This is a genomic window from Hongsoonwoonella zoysiae (assembly GCF_013266695.1).
Lineage (GTDB): Bacteria > Pseudomonadota > Alphaproteobacteria > Rhizobiales > Stappiaceae > Hongsoonwoonella > Hongsoonwoonella zoysiae.
In genome coordinates this window covers 2,359,619-2,376,283 of sequence record NZ_JABRXF010000001.1, presented here as the reverse complement: position 1 = coordinate 2,376,283, position 16,665 = coordinate 2,359,619, and the positions used below count along the sequence as shown (strand labels likewise).

The 16,665-nt window shown below is 62.5% G+C and carries 15 protein-coding genes; 9 read left to right on the top strand and 6 right to left on the bottom strand.

The genetic code is table 11. The annotated features are described in order from the left end of the window. Positions 1-101 precede the first annotated feature (101 nt). Together HPQ64_RS11005 and HPQ64_RS11000 are read right to left on the bottom strand one after the other, a co-directional pair. Positions 102-1,325 carry an NnrS family protein gene (locus HPQ64_RS11005; protein ID WP_172888377.1) on the bottom strand — a complete coding sequence of 408 codons (1,224 nt, stop codon included), beginning with the start codon at positions 1,323-1,325 and terminating at the stop codon, positions 102-104. Then, positions 1,322-3,388, bottom strand: coding sequence for a NosR/NirI family protein (locus HPQ64_RS11000; protein WP_172888376.1), 2,067 nt, complete (start codon positions 3,386-3,388; stop codon positions 1,322-1,324). The genes HPQ64_RS11005 and HPQ64_RS11000 overlap by 4 nt, the downstream gene beginning before the upstream one ends. A gap of 194 nt (positions 3,389-3,582) precedes the next feature. Here HPQ64_RS11000 and HPQ64_RS10995 point away from each other — a divergent pair, with 194 nt between their 5' ends. The 9 genes from HPQ64_RS10995 (at position 3,583) to HPQ64_RS10955 (ending at position 13,499) form a co-directional block, all read left to right on the top strand. After that, positions 3,583-5,358, top strand: coding sequence for a nitrite reductase (locus tag HPQ64_RS10995; RefSeq protein ID WP_172888375.1), 1,776 nt, complete (start codon positions 3,583-3,585; stop codon positions 5,356-5,358). Between the two features lie 208 nt (positions 5,359-5,566). Next, the gene (gene cobA, locus HPQ64_RS10990) at positions 5,567-6,352 is read left to right on the top strand and encodes a uroporphyrinogen-III C-methyltransferase (RefSeq protein ID WP_172888374.1); all 786 of its coding nucleotides are present in this window, start codon (positions 5,567-5,569) and stop codon (positions 6,350-6,352) included. Next, the gene (locus HPQ64_RS10985; protein WP_210260152.1) at positions 6,345-6,671 is read left to right on the top strand and encodes a c-type cytochrome; all 327 of its coding nucleotides are present in this window, start codon (positions 6,345-6,347) and stop codon (positions 6,669-6,671) included. Before cobA ends, HPQ64_RS10985 begins: the two co-directional genes overlap by 8 nt. Continuing rightward, positions 6,668-7,849 carry a cytochrome D1 domain-containing protein gene (locus HPQ64_RS10980; RefSeq protein ID WP_172888373.1) on the top strand — a complete coding sequence of 394 codons (1,182 nt, stop codon included), beginning with the start codon at positions 6,668-6,670 and terminating at the stop codon, positions 7,847-7,849. Before HPQ64_RS10985 ends, HPQ64_RS10980 begins: the two co-directional genes overlap by 4 nt. Before the next feature lie 54 nt (positions 7,850-7,903). After that, positions 7,904-8,929, top strand: coding sequence for a siroheme decarboxylase subunit beta (ahbB, locus tag HPQ64_RS10975; RefSeq protein ID WP_172888372.1), 1,026 nt, complete (start codon positions 7,904-7,906; stop codon positions 8,927-8,929). 3 nt (positions 8,930-8,932) lie between these two features. Beyond that, positions 8,933-10,021 carry a siroheme decarboxylase subunit beta gene (gene ahbB / locus HPQ64_RS20405; RefSeq protein ID WP_172888371.1) on the top strand — a complete coding sequence of 363 codons (1,089 nt, stop codon included), beginning with the start codon at positions 8,933-8,935 and terminating at the stop codon, positions 10,019-10,021. After that, positions 10,009-11,223, top strand: a complete 1,215-nt coding sequence (gene nirJ / locus HPQ64_RS10965; protein ID WP_172888370.1) for a heme d1 biosynthesis radical SAM protein NirJ — start codon at positions 10,009-10,011, stop codon at positions 11,221-11,223. Before ahbB (HPQ64_RS20405) ends, nirJ begins: the two co-directional genes overlap by 13 nt. Continuing rightward, positions 11,198-12,763 (top strand): cytochrome D1 domain-containing protein, encoded by a 1,566-nt coding sequence (locus HPQ64_RS10960; RefSeq protein ID WP_172888369.1) that lies wholly within the window; start codon positions 11,198-11,200, stop codon positions 12,761-12,763. The genes nirJ and HPQ64_RS10960 overlap by 26 nt, the downstream gene beginning before the upstream one ends. Continuing rightward, positions 12,720-13,499 carry a sirohydrochlorin chelatase gene (locus tag HPQ64_RS10955; protein WP_172888368.1) on the top strand — a complete coding sequence of 260 codons (780 nt, stop codon included), beginning with the start codon at positions 12,720-12,722 and terminating at the stop codon, positions 13,497-13,499. Before HPQ64_RS10960 ends, HPQ64_RS10955 begins: the two co-directional genes overlap by 44 nt. Before the next feature lie 20 nt (positions 13,500-13,519). Here HPQ64_RS10955 and HPQ64_RS10950 read toward each other — a convergent pair whose 3' ends face one another. The 4 genes from HPQ64_RS10950 to HPQ64_RS10935 form a co-directional block, all read right to left on the bottom strand. Continuing rightward, positions 13,520-14,284 (bottom strand): HpcH/HpaI aldolase family protein, encoded by a 765-nt coding sequence (locus HPQ64_RS10950; protein ID WP_172888367.1) that lies wholly within the window; start codon positions 14,282-14,284, stop codon positions 13,520-13,522. A 120-nt stretch (positions 14,285-14,404) separates the two neighbouring features. Continuing rightward, positions 14,405-15,430, bottom strand: a complete 1,026-nt coding sequence (locus HPQ64_RS10945; protein WP_172888366.1) for a Gfo/Idh/MocA family protein — start codon at positions 15,428-15,430, stop codon at positions 14,405-14,407. After that, the gene (gene aroQ, locus HPQ64_RS10940) at positions 15,427-15,864 is read right to left on the bottom strand and encodes a type II 3-dehydroquinate dehydratase (RefSeq protein ID WP_172888608.1); all 438 of its coding nucleotides are present in this window, start codon (positions 15,862-15,864) and stop codon (positions 15,427-15,429) included. Before aroQ ends, HPQ64_RS10945 begins: the two co-directional genes overlap by 4 nt. Positions 15,865-15,890: 26 nt before the next feature. Further along, positions 15,891-16,595: a GntR family transcriptional regulator gene (locus tag HPQ64_RS10935; RefSeq protein WP_172888365.1), complete on the bottom strand. Its 705-nt coding sequence runs from the start codon at positions 16,593-16,595 to the stop codon at positions 15,891-15,893. Positions 16,596-16,665 lie beyond the last annotated feature (70 nt).

Sequence of the window (16,665 nt, the reverse complement as noted above, 5' to 3'; positions counted from 1 at the left end):
TCCTCATGAGGTAAAATGTTCAGGCGAGACGAACATTAAGAAAGCCCGCGCAAGATTCCCTTGACCTTCGTCAAGCTTGGGAAATACCGAGAAAATCCACCTCAGCCGCCGGACTTTTCATTCGCCGAAAACGCCAGAACCGGCAGATAGACGGCAAGAAAAAGCGTGAAAGCCGCAAGCCAGAGCCCGCCTGAGACGAACATCACCGAGTAGTAATGATCGGGCAGAAGCGCCGGCCCGCAGGCACGTATGACCGCAGCAAGCGCTATCGAGGCATAAGCGACGGCGATCGGCGTGGAAACCACGAGCGGGCGGCCCGTATGACCGAGTGCTGCGCGCGTCATGATCGCAAGCGTCATGCCGCCTGCCGCGCCGACGCCAAGCAGGTGCAGAGCGCCGATTTCACTGGGATCGCCGAAAAGATGCGCAGTTGCGAGCGCCGCATAGCCCGCAACAAGCAGTGCGAAGGCAAGATGCATCGACCAGAGGATCGGCTCTCGCCAAGTCGCCTGAAAGCGCCAGCCGGCGAAGCGGATACCGTTCGAAACGGCTGCGATCGCCGCGAGCGAGCCGATGACCACCGACGGAGCGTCGAGACCCGCGGCAAGCGCCAGCAGGACCGCGCTGACGATGCCGACCCTGTCAAATACGGGCCGCAGCACCGGCATCTTGCCGGAATACCCTGCCCGGTTGAGCGCATTACGCGTGAAGCCTGGCACGACGCGCCCGCCGATGATTGCGATCATCGCAACGGTGGTCAGAAGACCAAGGCGGACGCCGGCCATGGCATCGCCTCCCGAAACGCCCAACCACTCAAGGTGCATGAGCAGGTTGCCCGCAAACAGGAGCGTCAAAAGCCCCAGGAAGATGAGATTGCGACTTTGAGTTTTCTTCAGGAGGTTGCCGCCTATCTTGAGGCCGAGCAGCGGCACGAAGGCGAGGTCGACGAGCGCCACGAATACCGGATCGAGAAAGCCGGAAAACCAGATAACGAGACGGCCGGCGATCCAGACGAAGCCCGTTCCGGCGACGAACATGGCGCGCGCGGGCGGAGAGCCCGTCCAGTTCGGCACGGCCGTCAGGAAAAAGCCGGCGATGACCGCGACCGTATAGCCGTAGACCATCTCATGCGCATGCCACAGCTGCGGCGCGACGGCCGTCCAGGGCTCGGCGAACGACCCGCCGGCGGCATGAACGCCGAGCCAGAAAAGCCAGGCGACCATGGCGAAAAGGGCAAAGGCGCCGGCCGCCAGAAAGTAGAGCCGGAAGCCTGCTGTAAAGACCGTCGGGATGGAGTGTCTTTCGGATAAACTCTGATGCGTCATGACGCTTTGTCCGGTTCAGGGGGTGATGCCGCGTTGCGGCGCCTTGCGCGCATTTTCAGCGGTACGCAGACGGTTTCGTCGTGGTAGTTCGCCTGGCAGCGCAGGCAGTAGATGCATTCGTTGGGGTTGATGCGGCCGATCGGATCGATCGCCTGGACGGTGCAGGTCGTGGCGCACAGCCGGCATTCGCGCCCGCATTGAGGGCGGCGCACCAGCCAGTCGAAGATCTTGAATTTCGACGGCAACGCCAGTGCCGCGCCAAGCGGGCACAGGTAGCGGCAGAACGCGCGCTCCACGAAAAGCCCTGCAAACAACAGGATCAACGCATAAGCCACGAAGGCGGGCGGGCGCAGGAAATGCAGCGTGATCGCGGTCTTAAAGGGCTCCACCTCGGCAAGGCGGAAAGCAAGGCCTATTTCCTGCAGCGATACCCCGATGATGAGAAACAGGAAGATGTATTTGATCGGCCAAAGCCGGATATGGATTTCCCAGGGTATCTCGATCTGGCGGAATTTGAAGTGCCGCGCGGCCTGATTCGTCAGCTCTTGAAGCGCGCCGAAAGGACAAAGCCAGCCGCAATAGACCCCGCGCCCCCAGAAGACGAGCGTGATCGCCACAAACGCCCAGAGCGTGAAGACGAGCGGATCGAGCAGGAATGTCTGCCAGCGGAAGTCGGCCAGAAGCGCGTGAATGAAGGAAACGACCTGGACGACGGAAAGCTGCGCGCCGGCAATCCAGCCAAGCCAGATGAGCGTCACGAGCAGGAACCCGGTACGAAAGGTGCGATAGGTCTCGGCATGACGCACGAGGGGACCGGAAACGTAAAGCACCGCGAAAAGCACCGTGAGCATGACGGTCAGGATCGCCAGGTCGGGTGCCCGCGCCTCCCACTCAAGCCGCCAGCCTTCAGGCTCTCCCGCCATTTCCTGATTAGCGGCCTCATCCGGCACTTTTTCAGGTGCAAGGTCGAGACCGAAGCGAGCGCTCGACCCGTCAGGCGCGGTAACCACAAGATCGAGCCGGGCCGCCTTTTCGGGATCGAAACCGGAGGCCGCAGGAAGAAAGGCGACCATCGCCTCGCGAAAATTCGGCGCATCCTTCACCACAAGTTCTTCGAGACGAATATGCCTGTCGGAGGAAATGCGGTTCGTCTTGTCGCCCTGGACAAGTTCCAGCCGGTCGAACACGCCGGATTTTTTCCAACCCGTGCCCTTGACCGAATAAAGGCCGCTTGCCGCGATGAAGAGCGCCGTCTCGCCCCTGCCCCGCTCCGCGTCGACCCGTGCGAAGGTCTCCGGCCCCAGGAGCCTCGCGGATATATCCTGATCCCGAAGAACGCCCGCATGAAGCTCGACGAACGTATCTTTGCCCGGATCTATCGTCGTGTAGCCGGGAAGTGCTGCCCGCGCGGCGGCAAAATCCACGGACATACGCGAGATCGCGCCACCTTCCACAAAGTCCGGGAAATCTTCCATTTCCCGGATTGCGGCGCCGGTACGGGCGGTCTCCGCGCGGGCGGCGCGTGCAATCGTACGCCCCGCGCGCAGGATCGCGTTGCGGATCGCCCCGCTTGAAACGGTGGCCCCCGAAACGGCATCCGGCAGGCTGCCACCGCGAACGAGCGCGGCGAGCCCCGCGTCGACATCGGTTCCCGCGAAACCGCCCACGTATCGTGCTAGATCGCGCGTATCGATGCCAAGCGTGAGGATCGGCTCGGAATGGGAAAGCAACTTCGCGCCGGAAATCCTGGCGGCAGCGTTCGATACGTCCACGACGACGGCGACATCGACCGGCTTTCCGGAATAGCCGAGCGATCCGACAAGCCGGAAACTCGACCCGACATATAGCGATGACGAGCCGCCGCCCGCTTCCCCTTCGATCCGGTAGACATCCGGCGCGGTTTCAAGTTGCGAAAGATCGAGGCCGGCCGGACCGGCGTTCAGGATCCCTGCCGCCGCTTCCCGCAACGTCTTTTCGCCCGCCGCAACAACCGGCATGGCCATTCCCGCCAGCAGGACCACGGCCCATAACGCAGCTTTTAGCCTGTGAACGATTGCAACCATCGGCCCTTGTCCGCGCTAAAAGGAGGCCCGGCTCCGGCGCGCTCAACGCAACCGCTCATGGCGCCGGGGCCTCATTCGTCATGCTTTCGTTTGTAATCCGCACGGCAGATGCATGTGCTTGACGATCGTCAAGGGATGACGGCCCGGGGTCTGCAAGGTTGCAATCGCCTGATCCGCATGTCCGGGAGACTGAGATGAAACTCGCATCATTCCTGCGGACGACCACGTTGCTATCCGCGATCGTGATCCCGCTTTCCGCTGCCATGGTCGCATCGCCTGTCGGCGTTGGCGGCGCGCTGGCGCAAGACGCAAAGAAACAGCATGAGACGACACCCAGCGGGCAATACCAGCCGCAGCAGGACGTTCTCGGCGAAACCCAATTGGAACAGCCAGGCCAAAAGCCCGGCGCGCCGACCCTGACGGGCGACGAGTTCCAGGCCGCCAACAAGATCTATTTCGAACGCTGCGCCGGCTGTCACGGCGTGTTGCGCAAGGGTGCCACCGGCAAGCCGCTGACAACCGATATCACGACCGAACTCGGATACGATTATCTGCAGTCGTTCATCAACTACGGCTCGCCCGCAGGCATGCCGAACTGGGGCACTTCCGGTGAACTGTCGGATGACGAGATCGACCTTATGGCGCGCTACCTGCTCAATGAACCGGCCCAGCCGCCGGAGTTCGGCCTTGCCGAAATGAAGGAGAGCTGGAAGGTTGTCATTCCCGAAGACCAGCGCCCGACGAGCCAGCAAAACGACCTCAACCTCGACAACCTCTTCTCCGTGACGCTGCGCGACACGGGCGAAGTGGCGCTGATCGACGGCGATACCAAGGAGATCGTGACGCGAATCCCGACCGGCTATGCGGTTCACATCTCGCGTATTTCCGCTTCCGGGCGCTATCTCTTCGTGATCGGGCGCGACGCCAAGATCAACATGATCGACCTTTGGATGGAAACGCCGGCCACGGTTGCGGAAATCAAGGTCGGCTCCGAGGCGCGCTCTGTCGAAACCTCCAAGTTCGAGGGCTTCGAGGACAAATACGCCATCGCCGGTTCCTACTGGCCGCCGCAATACGTGATCATGGACGGCGCGACGCTGGAGCCCCTGAAGGTGGTTTCGACGCGCGGCATGACCTACGACACGCAGGAATATCACCCTGAGCCGCGCGTGGCGTCCATCGTCGCCTCGCACTACAACCCGGAATTCATCGTCAACGTGAAGGAGACAGGGCACATCCTGCTCGTCGACTATTCGGACCTTGAAAACCTGAAGGTTACCGCGCTTGAGGCCGAACGCTTCCTGCATGACGGCGGGTTCGATTCCTCTAAGCGCTACTTCCTGGTCGCCGCCAACGCGCGCAACAAGGTCGCGGTGGTCGATACCAAGGAAGGCAAGCTCGTCGGCGTGATCGACACGCAGGGCACGACCCCGCATCCGGGCCGCGGCGCGAACATCATGCACCCGACCTACGGACCCGTGTGGGCGACGAGCCATCTCGGCGACGAGGTCATCTCCTTCATCGGCACCGATCCGGAAGGCCATCCCGAGCAGGCGTGGAAGGTGGTGCAGACGGTCGAGGGCCAGGGGGGCGGATCGCTCTTCATCAAGAGCCATCCGAATTCCGGGCACATCTACGTCGATACCCCGCTCAACCCTGAAGCGGAAATTTCCGCCTCCGTCGCCGTCTTCAATATCGCCGATCTCGCCAATGACGAACCGGAATACACCGTGCTTCCGATCGGCGAATGGTCCGGTATCACCGAAGGCCAACGCCGCATCGTCCAGGGCGAATACAACGTCGCCGGCGACGAGATCTGGTTCTCGGTGTGGAACGGCAAGGAAGAGGAAAGCGCGATCGTCATCGTCGATGACAAGACGCTTGAGCTGAAGGAGGTGATCAAGGATCCGAACCTGATCACGCCGACCGGCAAGTTCAACGTCTACAACACGCGTAACGACGTCTACTGACGCTGAGCACTGAAGGGCGACGCGGCGGATACCCTCCGCGCTGCAAAGGCTCGCTCCCGAAGGCCCGCCCGGTTCGCCGGGCGGGCTTTTTTTGCTCCCCATGCGGTCGATACGTCGCAGTTCCTGCTGTCTTGACAATGGTCAAGGAGAAGAAAGCCGCCGCGAACGATGGTGATCCCAGCCAAGATTCAAGCGGGAGAAACGCGTCATGCCGGGCTGCGGCAAGGTCTATCTCATCGGTGCGGGTCCGGGTGATCCCGATCTCATGACCGCACGCGCTATCCGCTATCTTTCCAAGGCGGATGCCATCGTCTACGACCGGCTCGTCTCAGCCGATATCCTTGCGCTTGCGCCGGCTTCCGCGCTGATGGTGTGCGTCGGCAAGGAGCCGCGCCGCCATCCGGTGCCGCAGGAGCGCATCAACGACATTCTCGTCGAACTCGCCGGAGAACACGCAACGGTCGTGCGCCTGAAGGGTGGCGACCCCTACATCTTCGGGCGCGGCGGCGAGGAAGCGATCCGCCTTGTCGAAGCCGGTATCGACTTCGAGGTCGTACCCGGCATCACGGCGGCGCAAGGCCTTTCCGCCGCAACGCGCATTCCTCTGACCCATCGGGGTCTAGCCCACGGCGTGCGTTACGTCACCGGGCACTGCAAGGAAGGCGAACCGCTCGATCTCGACTGGATGAGCCTTGCCGATCCCGACACCACGCTCGTCGTCTACATGGGGCTTGCGAATCTGAGCGAAATCACCTCGCGCCTGATGGCCCATGGCCTGCCTGCTTCAACGCCGGTTCTGGCGGTGGAGAAAGCCACCCGCGCGGACGAGCGCCGGCTGATCGCCAGTCTCGACGATATCGAAGAGCGCGCCCGGCAGGCCGGCTTCAGGAGCCCGGTGACCTTCATGATCGGCCGGGTGGTCGGGCTTGCGGCCTGCTTCGGGCTGGAAATCCCTGCTATCAAACCGCAAGACCTGGAGGCCGCTCGTGCCTAGCCGTCTCGCCATATCCGCCATGATTGCCACCCTTCTCGTGGCCGCAGCCCATGCGGGCGATCTCGGCACGGACGACATTGCCCGCCTGTCGGAGTTCGTGCGCCAGGACTGCGGCTCCTGCCACGGGCTGACGCTGAAGGGCGGGCTCGGGTCGCCCCTCCTGCCCAAAGACATCGCCCACTACGACAAGGAAACACTGACGGAAGTGATCCTCTACGGCGTTCCGACGACGGCAATGCCCGGCTGGGACGGTGTCATCGACCGGGACGAGGCCGAATGGATCGCCGATGCGCTCAAGGACGGGAGGATCGCAGAATGAACCGCCGCTCCTTCATGCTTTCCGCGGTGCTCGGAGCAAGCGCGCTGCCACTCGCGGCAACGCCGGCTTTCGCGACCGGCGCACCGCGGCTTCGCGGAACCGGAGACCTCGGCATCGTCATCGAGCGTGCCACAGGCTCCGTGCTGATCATCGATACGACAAAGCATGAGCGCATAGCCCGCGTCGAAGGCTTCGGCGATATCAGCCACGCCTCGGCCGTATTCTCGCGCGACGAGCGTTTCGCCTATGTCTTCGGCCGCGATGGCGGGCTGACGAAACTCGACATCCTGACGGCGGAAGTCGTCGCGCGCACCGTACAATCGGGAAACGCGATCGGCGGGGCGATCTCCGACGACGGGAAACTCGTCGCCGTGTCCAATTACGAGCCGGGCGGCGTCAAGGTGTTCGATGCCGAAACGCTGGAACTCTTCGCCGACATCAAAACCGGCTCGAAGACCATCGGGCTGGTGGACGTGCCGGGCCGACGTTTCGTCTTCTCCACGTGGGAGGCGGGCGAAGCCTGGATCGCCGATTTCTCGAAAGGCCCAGCGCCTGCCATCACCAAGATCGAGGAGATCGGCGCCAATCCCTATGACGCCCTGGTGACGGGGGACGGGCGGCACTATATCGCCGGCCTCTTCGGCGAAGACGGGCTTGCTCATATCGACCTTTGGGAACACCCACTGAGAGCGCGAAAGATCCTCGCCGGATACGGGCGGGGCGAGAAGCCGCTTCCCGTCTACAAGATGCCGCATCTGGAAGGCTGGGCGAAAGCTTCCGGCGCGTTCTACCTGCCGGCGATCGGCCGCCACGAAGTGTTGATCGTCGACGACCGCAGCTTCGAAGAGGTCGGCCGAGTACCGCTGCTGGGTCAGCCGGTGTTCGCCATGAGCCGGCCCGACGGGCGGCAGGTCTTCGTCAATTTCGCCCCGCCCGACAACCGCTTCGTGCAGGTAATCGATACGCCGAGCCGCAAGGTCGCAGCCACACTCGAACCCGGCCCCGGCGTGCTTCACATGGAGTTCGCGCCCCGCGGCCACGAGGTTTGGATGAGCGTGCGCGACGAAAACGAGCTTCAGGTGTGGGACACCGCAAAGCTCGAAAAGATCGCGAGCCTTCCGGCGGAAAAGCCGAGCGGCATCTTCTTCACCGCCCGCGCGCACAAGACGGGGCTTTGAGCCATGCTCGAACAAGCGAATGTATCCATGCAATCGCGCGGCCCGAGGCGCCGCATGCCGACGGGCCTCGATCAGGAAACGCAGCAGGAATCGAGGGCGATCGACCTGGCGCTGCTTGACCGTTGGCAGCATGACTTTCCGCTCGTGCCGCATCCCTTCCAGGTGATCGCGGGCGAGCTGGATCTTCGCGAACGCGAGGTTCTGGAGCGTTTCCGGACTTTGCAGGCAAACAATGCCATTTCCCGCATCGGCGCGGTTCTGGCGCCCAATACCGTGGGCGCTTCGACGCTTGCGGCCGTCTGTGTCGAGAAAGCCGACATCGCCGAGGCCGTGCGGCTGATCAATATGGAGCCCGGCGTCAACCACAATTACGAGCGCGACCACAAGGTCAATCTCTGGTTCGTCGTGACCGCAGCGGATGAGGCCGCGCTCGACGTAAGCCTTGAGCGCATTTCATCGCGCCTCGGGAAGGACGTGCTTGATCTCAGGCTTGAGCGCCCCTTCCACCTCGACCTCGGGTTCTCCATCGAGGGCAGGCCGGAGGACAGCCTCGTCAAGCGCCGGTTGCGGCCCGCCGACGCCAGCGCCATAGAACCGGAGGATCGCGAAGTCCTCGCAGCGCTCCAGGATGGGCTGCCCTTCGTCTTCCGCCCCTTTTACGAAATCGGCCGGCGGGCGGGGCGCAGCGAGGCGGATGTGCTCGCCCGCCTTGCAAGGCTCTCGCAGGCCGGCGTTATCCGCCGCTTCGGCGTCGTCGTCAAACATCGCACGCTCGGCTTCGGGGCTAATGCCATGGTCGTCTTCGACATCGCCGACGACGATGTGGACGCCGTGGGCGAACGCCTTTCGCATGTACCGGGCGTCACGCTCTGCTATCGGCGGCGGCGTGCAACCGGGTGGCCGTTCAACCTCTATTGCATGGTGCATGCGCGTTCGCGCGCGCAAGCCGAGCCCGTGATCGAGCGTGTGAAAAGGCTAACCGGCCTGACCCGCCGCGACATGGCAGTGCTTTTTTCGACCAAATGCTTCCGCCAGCGCGGTCCGCTGCTTTGCGCGGACCGAACCGGCAACGGGAGTTGACCGATGGCCCACCCCAACAAAGCCGGTCCGGCGATCCGCATTAAACCGGGAAAAGGAAGGGACATCTCCCTTTCCCGCGACGATTGGCGCGTTCTCGACAGGCTGCAGGATGGCATCCCGGCGGAAAGCCGACCGTTCGCCGCAGTCGCGGAAGAACTGGGCCTTTCCGAAAAAGGCCTGCTGACGCGGCTGAGACACTGGAGCGAGGCGGGCCTTTTGACCAGATTCGGCCCCTTGTTTGACGCCGAGCGCCTGGGCGGGGCCGTGTGTCTGTGTGCGATGAGCGTGCCGGAACCACGCTTCGACGCGGTTGCGGATGTCGTCAATGCGCACCGGGAAGTCGCGCATAACTATGCCCGCGACCACGCGCTCAACATGTGGTTCGTCGTTGCGAGCGACGACCCATTACGCATCGAAGCGGCGGTACAGGCGATCGAGGCCGAATGCGGGCTCGACGTGCTGCGATTTCCGAAACTCAACGAATTCTATATCGGGCTGAAAGTGACGCCGCCGGAAGAGACCGGGCTTGTTTCACGGCCTCTGCCGCCCGCGACACGCTGCGAAGACGTTCCCTTCACCGAAGAAGACCGAAAACTCGTGGAAGCGATGCAGGCTGGCATCGCGCTCGTTCCCCGGCCCTTCGTCCGGGTCGCCGAAGACCTCGATACAAGCGAGGGCGCAGTGATCGAGCGCACACGGGGAATGATCGCGCGCGGTGCCATTCGCCGGATCGCGGCGGTGCCGAACCACTATGCGCTCGGCTGGAGCGAAAACGCGATGACCGTCTGGGACATCGCGGACGATGCGCTGGAGGACGTCGGGCGAAAGATCGGCACCCTTCCTTTCGTCTCCCACTGCTACGAGCGCCCGCGCCATCTGCCCGATTGGCCGTACAACCTTTTCGCCATGGTTCATGGCCGCTCGAAAGCCGAAATCGAAACGAAGATCTCGGCATTGAGAGAAGCTTGCGGGCCGCATCTTCGCTCCGCCAACCAGCTGGTCTCCACCAGGATCCTCAAGAAGACCGGGCTGAGACTTCAACCATCCAATACCGTTGCGCCATCCCAAGGAGGCAAGGCATGTTCCGCCTGACACATTACATGAAGGAACTGGTGAACCCGAGCCCTCTCGGCCCTCATCGCGCGCCTCCCGGTCCCGTGGTGATTTGGAACCTGATCCGCCGCTGCAACCTCAAGTGCAAGCATTGCTATTCGATATCCGGCGATGTGGATTTTCCAGGCGAGCTTTCAACGCGCCAGGTCTTCGACGTGATGGACGATCTCAAGGCCGCGCACGTTCCCGTTCTTATCCTTTCGGGCGGCGAACCGCTGATGCGGCCCGACATCTTCACGGTTTCCGAACGCGCGAAGGCACTCGGCTTTTACGTTGGCCTATCGACCAACGGCACGCTTATAGATGAGCCGATGGCCGAGCGGATCGCAGCGGCCGGCTACGATTATGTCGGCATCAGCCTCGACGGCATCGGTGCCGTGCATGACGCGTTTCGCGGGCAGATCGGCGCCTATGATCTTTCGCTCAAGGCGGTGCGCCACCTGAAGGCGCGCGGGGTGAAGGTGGGCCTGCGCTTCACCATGACGGCGGACAATGCCCGCAACCTCGACGACATACTGGCGCTTGCGGACGAAGAAGGCGTCGACAAGGTCTATCTGTCCCACCTCGTCTATGCCGGACGCGGCAACAAGAACAGAGGTTCGGACGCAGCCCATGCAATCACACGGTGTGCAATGGACCGGCTGTTCAAGGCGGCCTTCGATGATGTGAAAGCGGGACGCACCCGCGAAATCGTGACCGGCAACAACGATGCCGACGGCGTCTATCTGCTGCAATGGGCCCGCGCCGTGATACCTGAAAACGCCGGCCACCTGGAAGAGGTGCTGACACGATGGGGCGGCAATGCTTCTGGCGTCAACATCGCCAACATCGATAATCTGGGCGAGGTGCATCCGGACAGCTTCTGGTGGCATTATTCGCTGGGTAACGTGAAAAAGCGGCCGTTCGGCGACATCTGGGCGGATACCTCCGATCCGGTGATGGCGAAGTTGAAAATGCGCCCTCGCCCGCTGTCCGGACGGTGCGGCGAATGCGCTTTCCTGAAGATCTGCGGCGGTAACACGCGCGTGCGCGCGCTCCAGCTTACCGGAGATCCCTTCGCCGAAGATCCGTCCTGCTATCTCAGCGACAGCGAAATCGGCCTCAAGCAGCCAACCAGTTCCCGCGTTGAGCTTACCCCTTTCAGAGGAGCGCGCCATGAAGCGGTTCATCGCTATTCTTGAGGCGGCGGCGCTTTCGTTTTTCTGCACAACAGCGCTTGCCGGCGAACCGTCTTCCACCGAGCAGCTTTACCGCGATAATTGCGCGGAGTGCCATGGCCCGGCCCGGCTCGGCGCCATCGGGCCGTCGTTGATCCCCGAAAGCCTGGGGCGGCAGAAAAAGGAAGCGCTTCAGGGCGTGATCGCCAATGGCCGCGCGCAGACGCAGATGCCGGCCTTTGCGGAAGCCTTGAGCGAGGACGAGATCGCAGCCCTTGCGGAATTCGTCATGAAGCCGCTCGGCGAAATGCCGGTCTGGGGCAAGGCCGAGATTGAAGCGTCGCGCACGCTCAATGCGGACTACAAACCCGTGTCGGAACCCGTCTTCGACGCGGACCGTTACAATCTCTTCGTCGTCGTGGAGACGGGCGACCATCACGCCACGGTCCTGAACGGCGATACCTTCGAGCCGATCACCCGGTTCCAAACGCATTACGCGCTGCATGGTGGGCCGAAGTTCACGCCCGACGGGCGCTATGTCTTCTTCATGTCGCGCGACGGCTGGGTGACGAAATACGACCTTTACGGGCTTGAGAAGGTCGGCGAGGTGCGCGCCGCGATCAACGCGCGCAACATCGCGATCTCGAAGGACGGCAGGCATCTGGCAGTCGCCAACTACCTGCCGCATTCGCTGGTGGTGCTTTCCACCGATGACCTGTCGGTTGAGAAAATCTTCGAGGCGGAAGACCGCAAGGGCAACAGTTCCCGCGTTTCCGCCGTCTACCAGGCACCCGAACGCGACAGTTTCATCGTCGCGCTGAAGGATGTCGCCGAAATCTGGGAAATCGCCACCGATCCGAACGCGAAACCCGTCTACACCGGTTTCGTGCATTCCCACGAAAAGGGAATGGTGGAGGCGCTTGCCGTCGAAAAAGGACTGTTCGCGCGCCGCCGGATCGAGGTTTCCGAACCGCTCGACGACTTCTTCTTCGACCCCGGCTACCGCAACCTCATCGGCTCCGCGCGCGACGGGGGAACGGGCGTCGTAGTCAATCTCATTGTCGGGCGCGAGATCGCGCGCCTGCCGCTTCCCGGTTTTCCGCATCTGGGCTCCGGCATCACATGGACGCGGCAGGGACGGCCCGTCATGGCGACGCCGCACCTCAAGGAAGCGAAGATTTCGGTGATCGCAATGGACGACTGGTCCGTATTGAAGACGATAGAAACGGACGGACCGGGTTTCTTCATGCGCTCGCACGAGAATTCGCGCTATGCGTGGACGGATGTCTTCTTCGGGCCCAACAAGGACGTGATGCACGTAATCGACAAGGAAACGCTCGAGATCGTCAGGACGCTGCGCCCCGAACCCGGCAAGACGGCAGCCCACGTGGAATTCGACCGGGAGGGCAAGCACGCACTTGTCTCGCTATGGGAGGATGATGGCGCCGTGATCGTCTACGACGCAGAAACGCTTGAAGAGGTCAAGCGGCTGCCGATGAGAAAGCCTTCAGGAAAATACAATGTCTGGAACAAGATCACCTTCTCCGAAGGCACCAGCCATTAAGACCGTCAATGGCCCGGTCCTCCTCGCCGTGGCCCACGGCGCGGGAGCGCGGGAAGACGCGAACGACGGATTTCTCGCGTTCTGCCGTGAACTTGGCGAGAGGCTGCCGGATTTCGAAGTGAGGCCTGCGGTGCTGAACGGCGAACCTTCGCTCGAGACGGTCATGGCAAGGGTCGGCGAGGATCGGGGGATTGTCGTCTATCCGCATTTCCTGTCGGACGGCTATTACGTTTCCAAGGCGCTGCCGCGGCGGCTTGAGAACCTGGGCCGTAGCGACGCCCGCATTCTTACCCCGCTTGGGCTGATGGCGGGTCTTTCCGGTCTTGTCGCTCGCAATATGCGCCGCGAACTTTCATCCGCCCAACTGCCGCCCATCGTCGTGGTCGCGCATGGCTCGGCTATGGGGAAGCGGCCAAGAAAGGCGGCGGAAACTTTCGCCAGTTCCCTCGGACGCGAAATGGGGCAAGAGGGAATTCCCTGCCTTTTCCTGGAGGAAGCGCCGCTTTTCGAAGAGGCGCTTCCCATAATCGGGGCGAATTTCGCGGTCGTGCGCTATTTCGCGGCCAACGGCGGGCACTCGGAAGAAGACGTGGCAAACGCGCTGAAGCTTCAGGGCCATGCGGGCTACCTTTCGCCCCCCGTCGGTCTGATGCCGGGCGTTGCCGAACTCGTCACCAGAGAAATCGCGGAAGTTCTCGGTGTCCGGCACGGCGAGCGACAGAGGCTGACCGCCTGAACCGGGCGAAGGACCTCCGGCTACGAAAACCTCTCCCGAAGCGCGGTGACGCCGTCGACGACGACGGCAAGGTCCACGCCGATTGCCGTGAATGCCGTGCCAAGCTCCATGGAGCGGCGGGCGAAATCCTCATTCAATGTGAGTACTCCCGAAGGAACGCCGATATCGGCAAGCCGCTTGTACGCTCCTTCGATCTGCTTGACGACATCGGGGTGGTTCGGCTCGCCCGGAAACCCAAGGCTTGCGCTCAAATCCGCCGGGCCGATAAAAACGCCGTCCACACCTTCGACCGAGGCGATCTCCTCAAGCCGGTCGAGCGCGGCCTTCGTTTCCACCTGGACGATAAGGCAAAGCTCTTCGGATGCCCGCTTGATGTAGTCCGTCGCCTTGCCGAAGCGGCTTGCCCGCGTGACACCCGCCACACCCCTGATGCCGGCGGGGGGATAGCGCATCGCGCTGACCGCCGCCTTAGCCTCCTCCGCCGATTGCACGTAAGGGATCAGCAGCGTCTGGGCGCCCATATCGAGGACGCGTTTGATCAGCACGGGATCGTTGATCGCGGGCCGCACCACCGCCGAAACACCCGGATAGCCCGCAATGGCCTGAAGTGCCGGCAGGATATCCACCACTTCGACGGGCGAATGCTCGGTATCGACCATCACCCAGTCGTATCCGCAGGCGGCCAGGATCTCCGGCACGGTGTTGCCGCCGATCGAGTTCCAGAAGCCGAGCTGGTGTTTCCCCGATCTCAGCGCGGCCTTGAAGTGGTTCTTCGGAAGATCCATTGAATTTCCCCTACGATATGGACGCGCATTTGTATGATAAAATCAGCTTATTCGCCAGCCGGTGCCCTGAACAAAATCTGCGTCGGTTCAGTGCCCTGCCCCCGGCACGTTCCGTTGCGATCATACCTCGGGAACTTCCGTTTTGCCGCTTTGCGCGGCGTCGCGAAGCGCGACAAGCGCAGCGAGCGATTTCATGCCTTCGCGCCCCGAGCAGACCGGCGCTTCCTCACCCCTGATAACAGCGGTGAAATTCTCAAGCTGCGCGACAAGCGGATCGTCGCCGCCACGCAAAAGCGTCGTGCGGGCGATTGGCTGCCACCAGTCGCGCTTGCCGCCGTCGCTCCATTCCTCGCCCCTCGGCAGCGAAAGCGAGCCATGCGTTCCGCCGATGAAGAGCGCGTTCTGATCCGTCGGCGGATAGGCCGGATTGTCATGCGCCGTAAGTTCGAACGACCATGGCGACACGACCGCATCCGATATCTGCAACGTGCAGATCACACCGCTTTCGAAGGTCAGGAGCGCGGCGCAGGCATCCTCGATCTCGTGATTGCGGATACGGTTCGTCTGCACAGCCCTGACACTTTCGACCTCGCCGAGCAAATAGCGCAGGAGGTCGAGATCGTGAATGGCGTTCATCAGAATTGGCCCCGCCCCTTTCGAGCGCCGCCAGGGTGTTTCGAAATAATCGTCCGGCTTGGAAATCCAGAACATCGCATGAGCGGCGACAAGCGTGCCGAGCGCGCCCGCGTCGATACGCTCCTTCGCGGCCCGCACGACCGGCAGATGGCGGCGGTGCTGTCCTGTCAACACCGGGACATTCGCCGCCTCGCCCGCCTCGACAATCCGAACCGCGTCGGCAAGTTCCGTGGTGATCGGCTTTTCAATGAGCACCGGCACTTGCGCGGAAATGCAAGCCATCGCCCCTTCAGGGTGAAGGACGTTCGGCGTCGCGACCACGACGCCCGCAGGCTTGGCCTCAAGCCCCTTATCCAGGCTCTCGTAATGGGGAACGCCGAATTCCGCGGCGATTGCCGCCGTGGCAGGATCCGGATCGATGACGGAATGGACCGGAAGCCCCGCAATCCGCAGCGCCGCGAGGTGGCGCTTGCCGATCATCCCCGCACCGGCAACGGCGATTCCGTTCATTTGACGAGGCTCCCCAACCGGCGCATGGCAAGCGAATAGCCTTCAATTCCGCAGCCCGCGATCACGCCGTCGGCGCGAAGGCTGACATAGGAATGATGCCGGAAGGATTCGCGTTTATGGATGTTGGAGACGTGAACCTCGATCACCGGGCCTTCGAAGGCTTTGAGAGCATCGAGGATAGCCACCGAAGTATGCGAATAGGCGCCGGGGTTTATGATGATTCCGGCAGCCTCCTCTCTTGCCTCATGAATCCAGTCGACAAGCTCGCCTTCATGGTTCGATTGCCTCAATTCGCAGTCGAGGCCGAATTCCCCGCCCACCTTCCGGCAAGCGTCCTCCACATCGGCAAGCGTCTCGTAGCCGTAGATTTCCGGCTGGCGCTTGCCGAGCAGGTTCAGGTTGGGACCATTCAAAATAAGTACATTCCTGTCCATCGCGGTATTTTCCTTGTCTGACCGTTTCATGGAGTGGTTTGCCGTTTTTCGGTTTCTACGAGACGCGCGGCGAGGGGCGCCCCGGCCTGCTCGATGTCTTGGCGCAACAGCTCGACCGCAAGCCCCTTCTTCCGCCCCACAGCCGCTTGCGCTATCGCGCCGTGATCGTCCGCGCCGCGCCACCGCTCGCCCGGATCGGGAAACAGGATATTCATGTAGCGGCGGTTCTGGTCGTAAAAGCTGGTGCATAGCCTGATGAGCGTGGCGCGCGCGCAGCCTGACGCCAAAGCCTCGTGAAACGCGGCATGCGCCGCCGCGCGTTTGTCATGCGCCCGTGCCCCTGCCGGCTCCTGATTCATACGCTGAAGGGTATGAAGCGCGGAAAGAACGCGGCTTTCCCAATCGATGTCACCGCGCTCGATGGACAGGCCAAGCGCCAGACACTCGAGATCCGCGCGCATTTCGATAATTTCCGTCAGGTTTTGCTCCGATACGGGGGCGACCCTGAAGCCGCGCTGATCTTCGATCTCGACCAGCCCTTCCGCGACGAGCCGGGAAATCGCCTCGCGCAACGGCGACAGAGAAACCTCCAGCCTTTCCCTCAGTTGATCGAGATTGAGCTTGGCGCCCGGTCGCAAGCCGCCTTGCAGGATCTCACCACGCAGCTCGGCAGCAACGCGCGATGCGCGGGTAAGCTTGCCTGGCTCGCTCGACGGGGTGGCTGGCGCCATAAGTCTCGCCTGTTTTGTCTGTCGAATTGCACGATAATCGATTTTTATAATCATTTTGGTTTTTGGCAAC

What these genes read in the sequence shown, in the direction of transcription:
- HPQ64_RS10950 (WP_172888367.1), bottom strand. Translation starts at nt 14,284, where the DNA reads ATGGATCTTCCGAAGAACCACTTCAAGGCCGCGCTGAGATCGGGGAAA.
- HPQ64_RS10955 (WP_172888368.1), top strand. Translation starts at nt 12,720, where the DNA reads ATGTCTGGAACAAGATCACCTTCTCCGAAGGCACCAGCCATTAAGACC.
- HPQ64_RS10945 (WP_172888366.1), bottom strand. Translation starts at nt 15,430, where the DNA reads ATGAACGGAATCGCCGTTGCCGGTGCGGGGATGATCGGCAAGCGCCAC.
- HPQ64_RS10995 (WP_172888375.1), top strand. Translation starts at nt 3,583, where the DNA reads ATGAAACTCGCATCATTCCTGCGGACGACCACGTTGCTATCCGCGATC.
- HPQ64_RS11005 (WP_172888377.1), bottom strand. Translation starts at nt 1,325, where the DNA reads ATGACGCATCAGAGTTTATCCGAAAGACACTCCATCCCGACGGTCTTT.
- HPQ64_RS10960 (WP_172888369.1), top strand. Translation starts at nt 11,198, where the DNA reads ATGAAGCGGTTCATCGCTATTCTTGAGGCGGCGGCGCTTTCGTTTTTC.
- HPQ64_RS10935 (WP_172888365.1), bottom strand. Translation starts at nt 16,595, where the DNA reads ATGGCGCCAGCCACCCCGTCGAGCGAGCCAGGCAAGCTTACCCGCGCA.
- nirJ (WP_172888370.1), top strand. Translation starts at nt 10,009, where the DNA reads ATGTTCCGCCTGACACATTACATGAAGGAACTGGTGAACCCGAGCCCT.
- cobA (WP_172888374.1), top strand. Translation starts at nt 5,567, where the DNA reads ATGCCGGGCTGCGGCAAGGTCTATCTCATCGGTGCGGGTCCGGGTGAT.
- ahbB (WP_172888371.1), top strand. Translation starts at nt 8,933, where the DNA reads ATGGCCCACCCCAACAAAGCCGGTCCGGCGATCCGCATTAAACCGGGA.
- aroQ (WP_172888608.1), bottom strand. Translation starts at nt 15,864, where the DNA reads ATGGACAGGAATGTACTTATTTTGAATGGTCCCAACCTGAACCTGCTC.
- HPQ64_RS11000 (WP_172888376.1), bottom strand. Translation starts at nt 3,388, where the DNA reads ATGGTTGCAATCGTTCACAGGCTAAAAGCTGCGTTATGGGCCGTGGTC.
- ahbB (WP_172888372.1), top strand. Translation starts at nt 7,904, where the DNA reads ATGCCGACGGGCCTCGATCAGGAAACGCAGCAGGAATCGAGGGCGATC.
- HPQ64_RS10980 (WP_172888373.1), top strand. Translation starts at nt 6,668, where the DNA reads ATGAACCGCCGCTCCTTCATGCTTTCCGCGGTGCTCGGAGCAAGCGCG.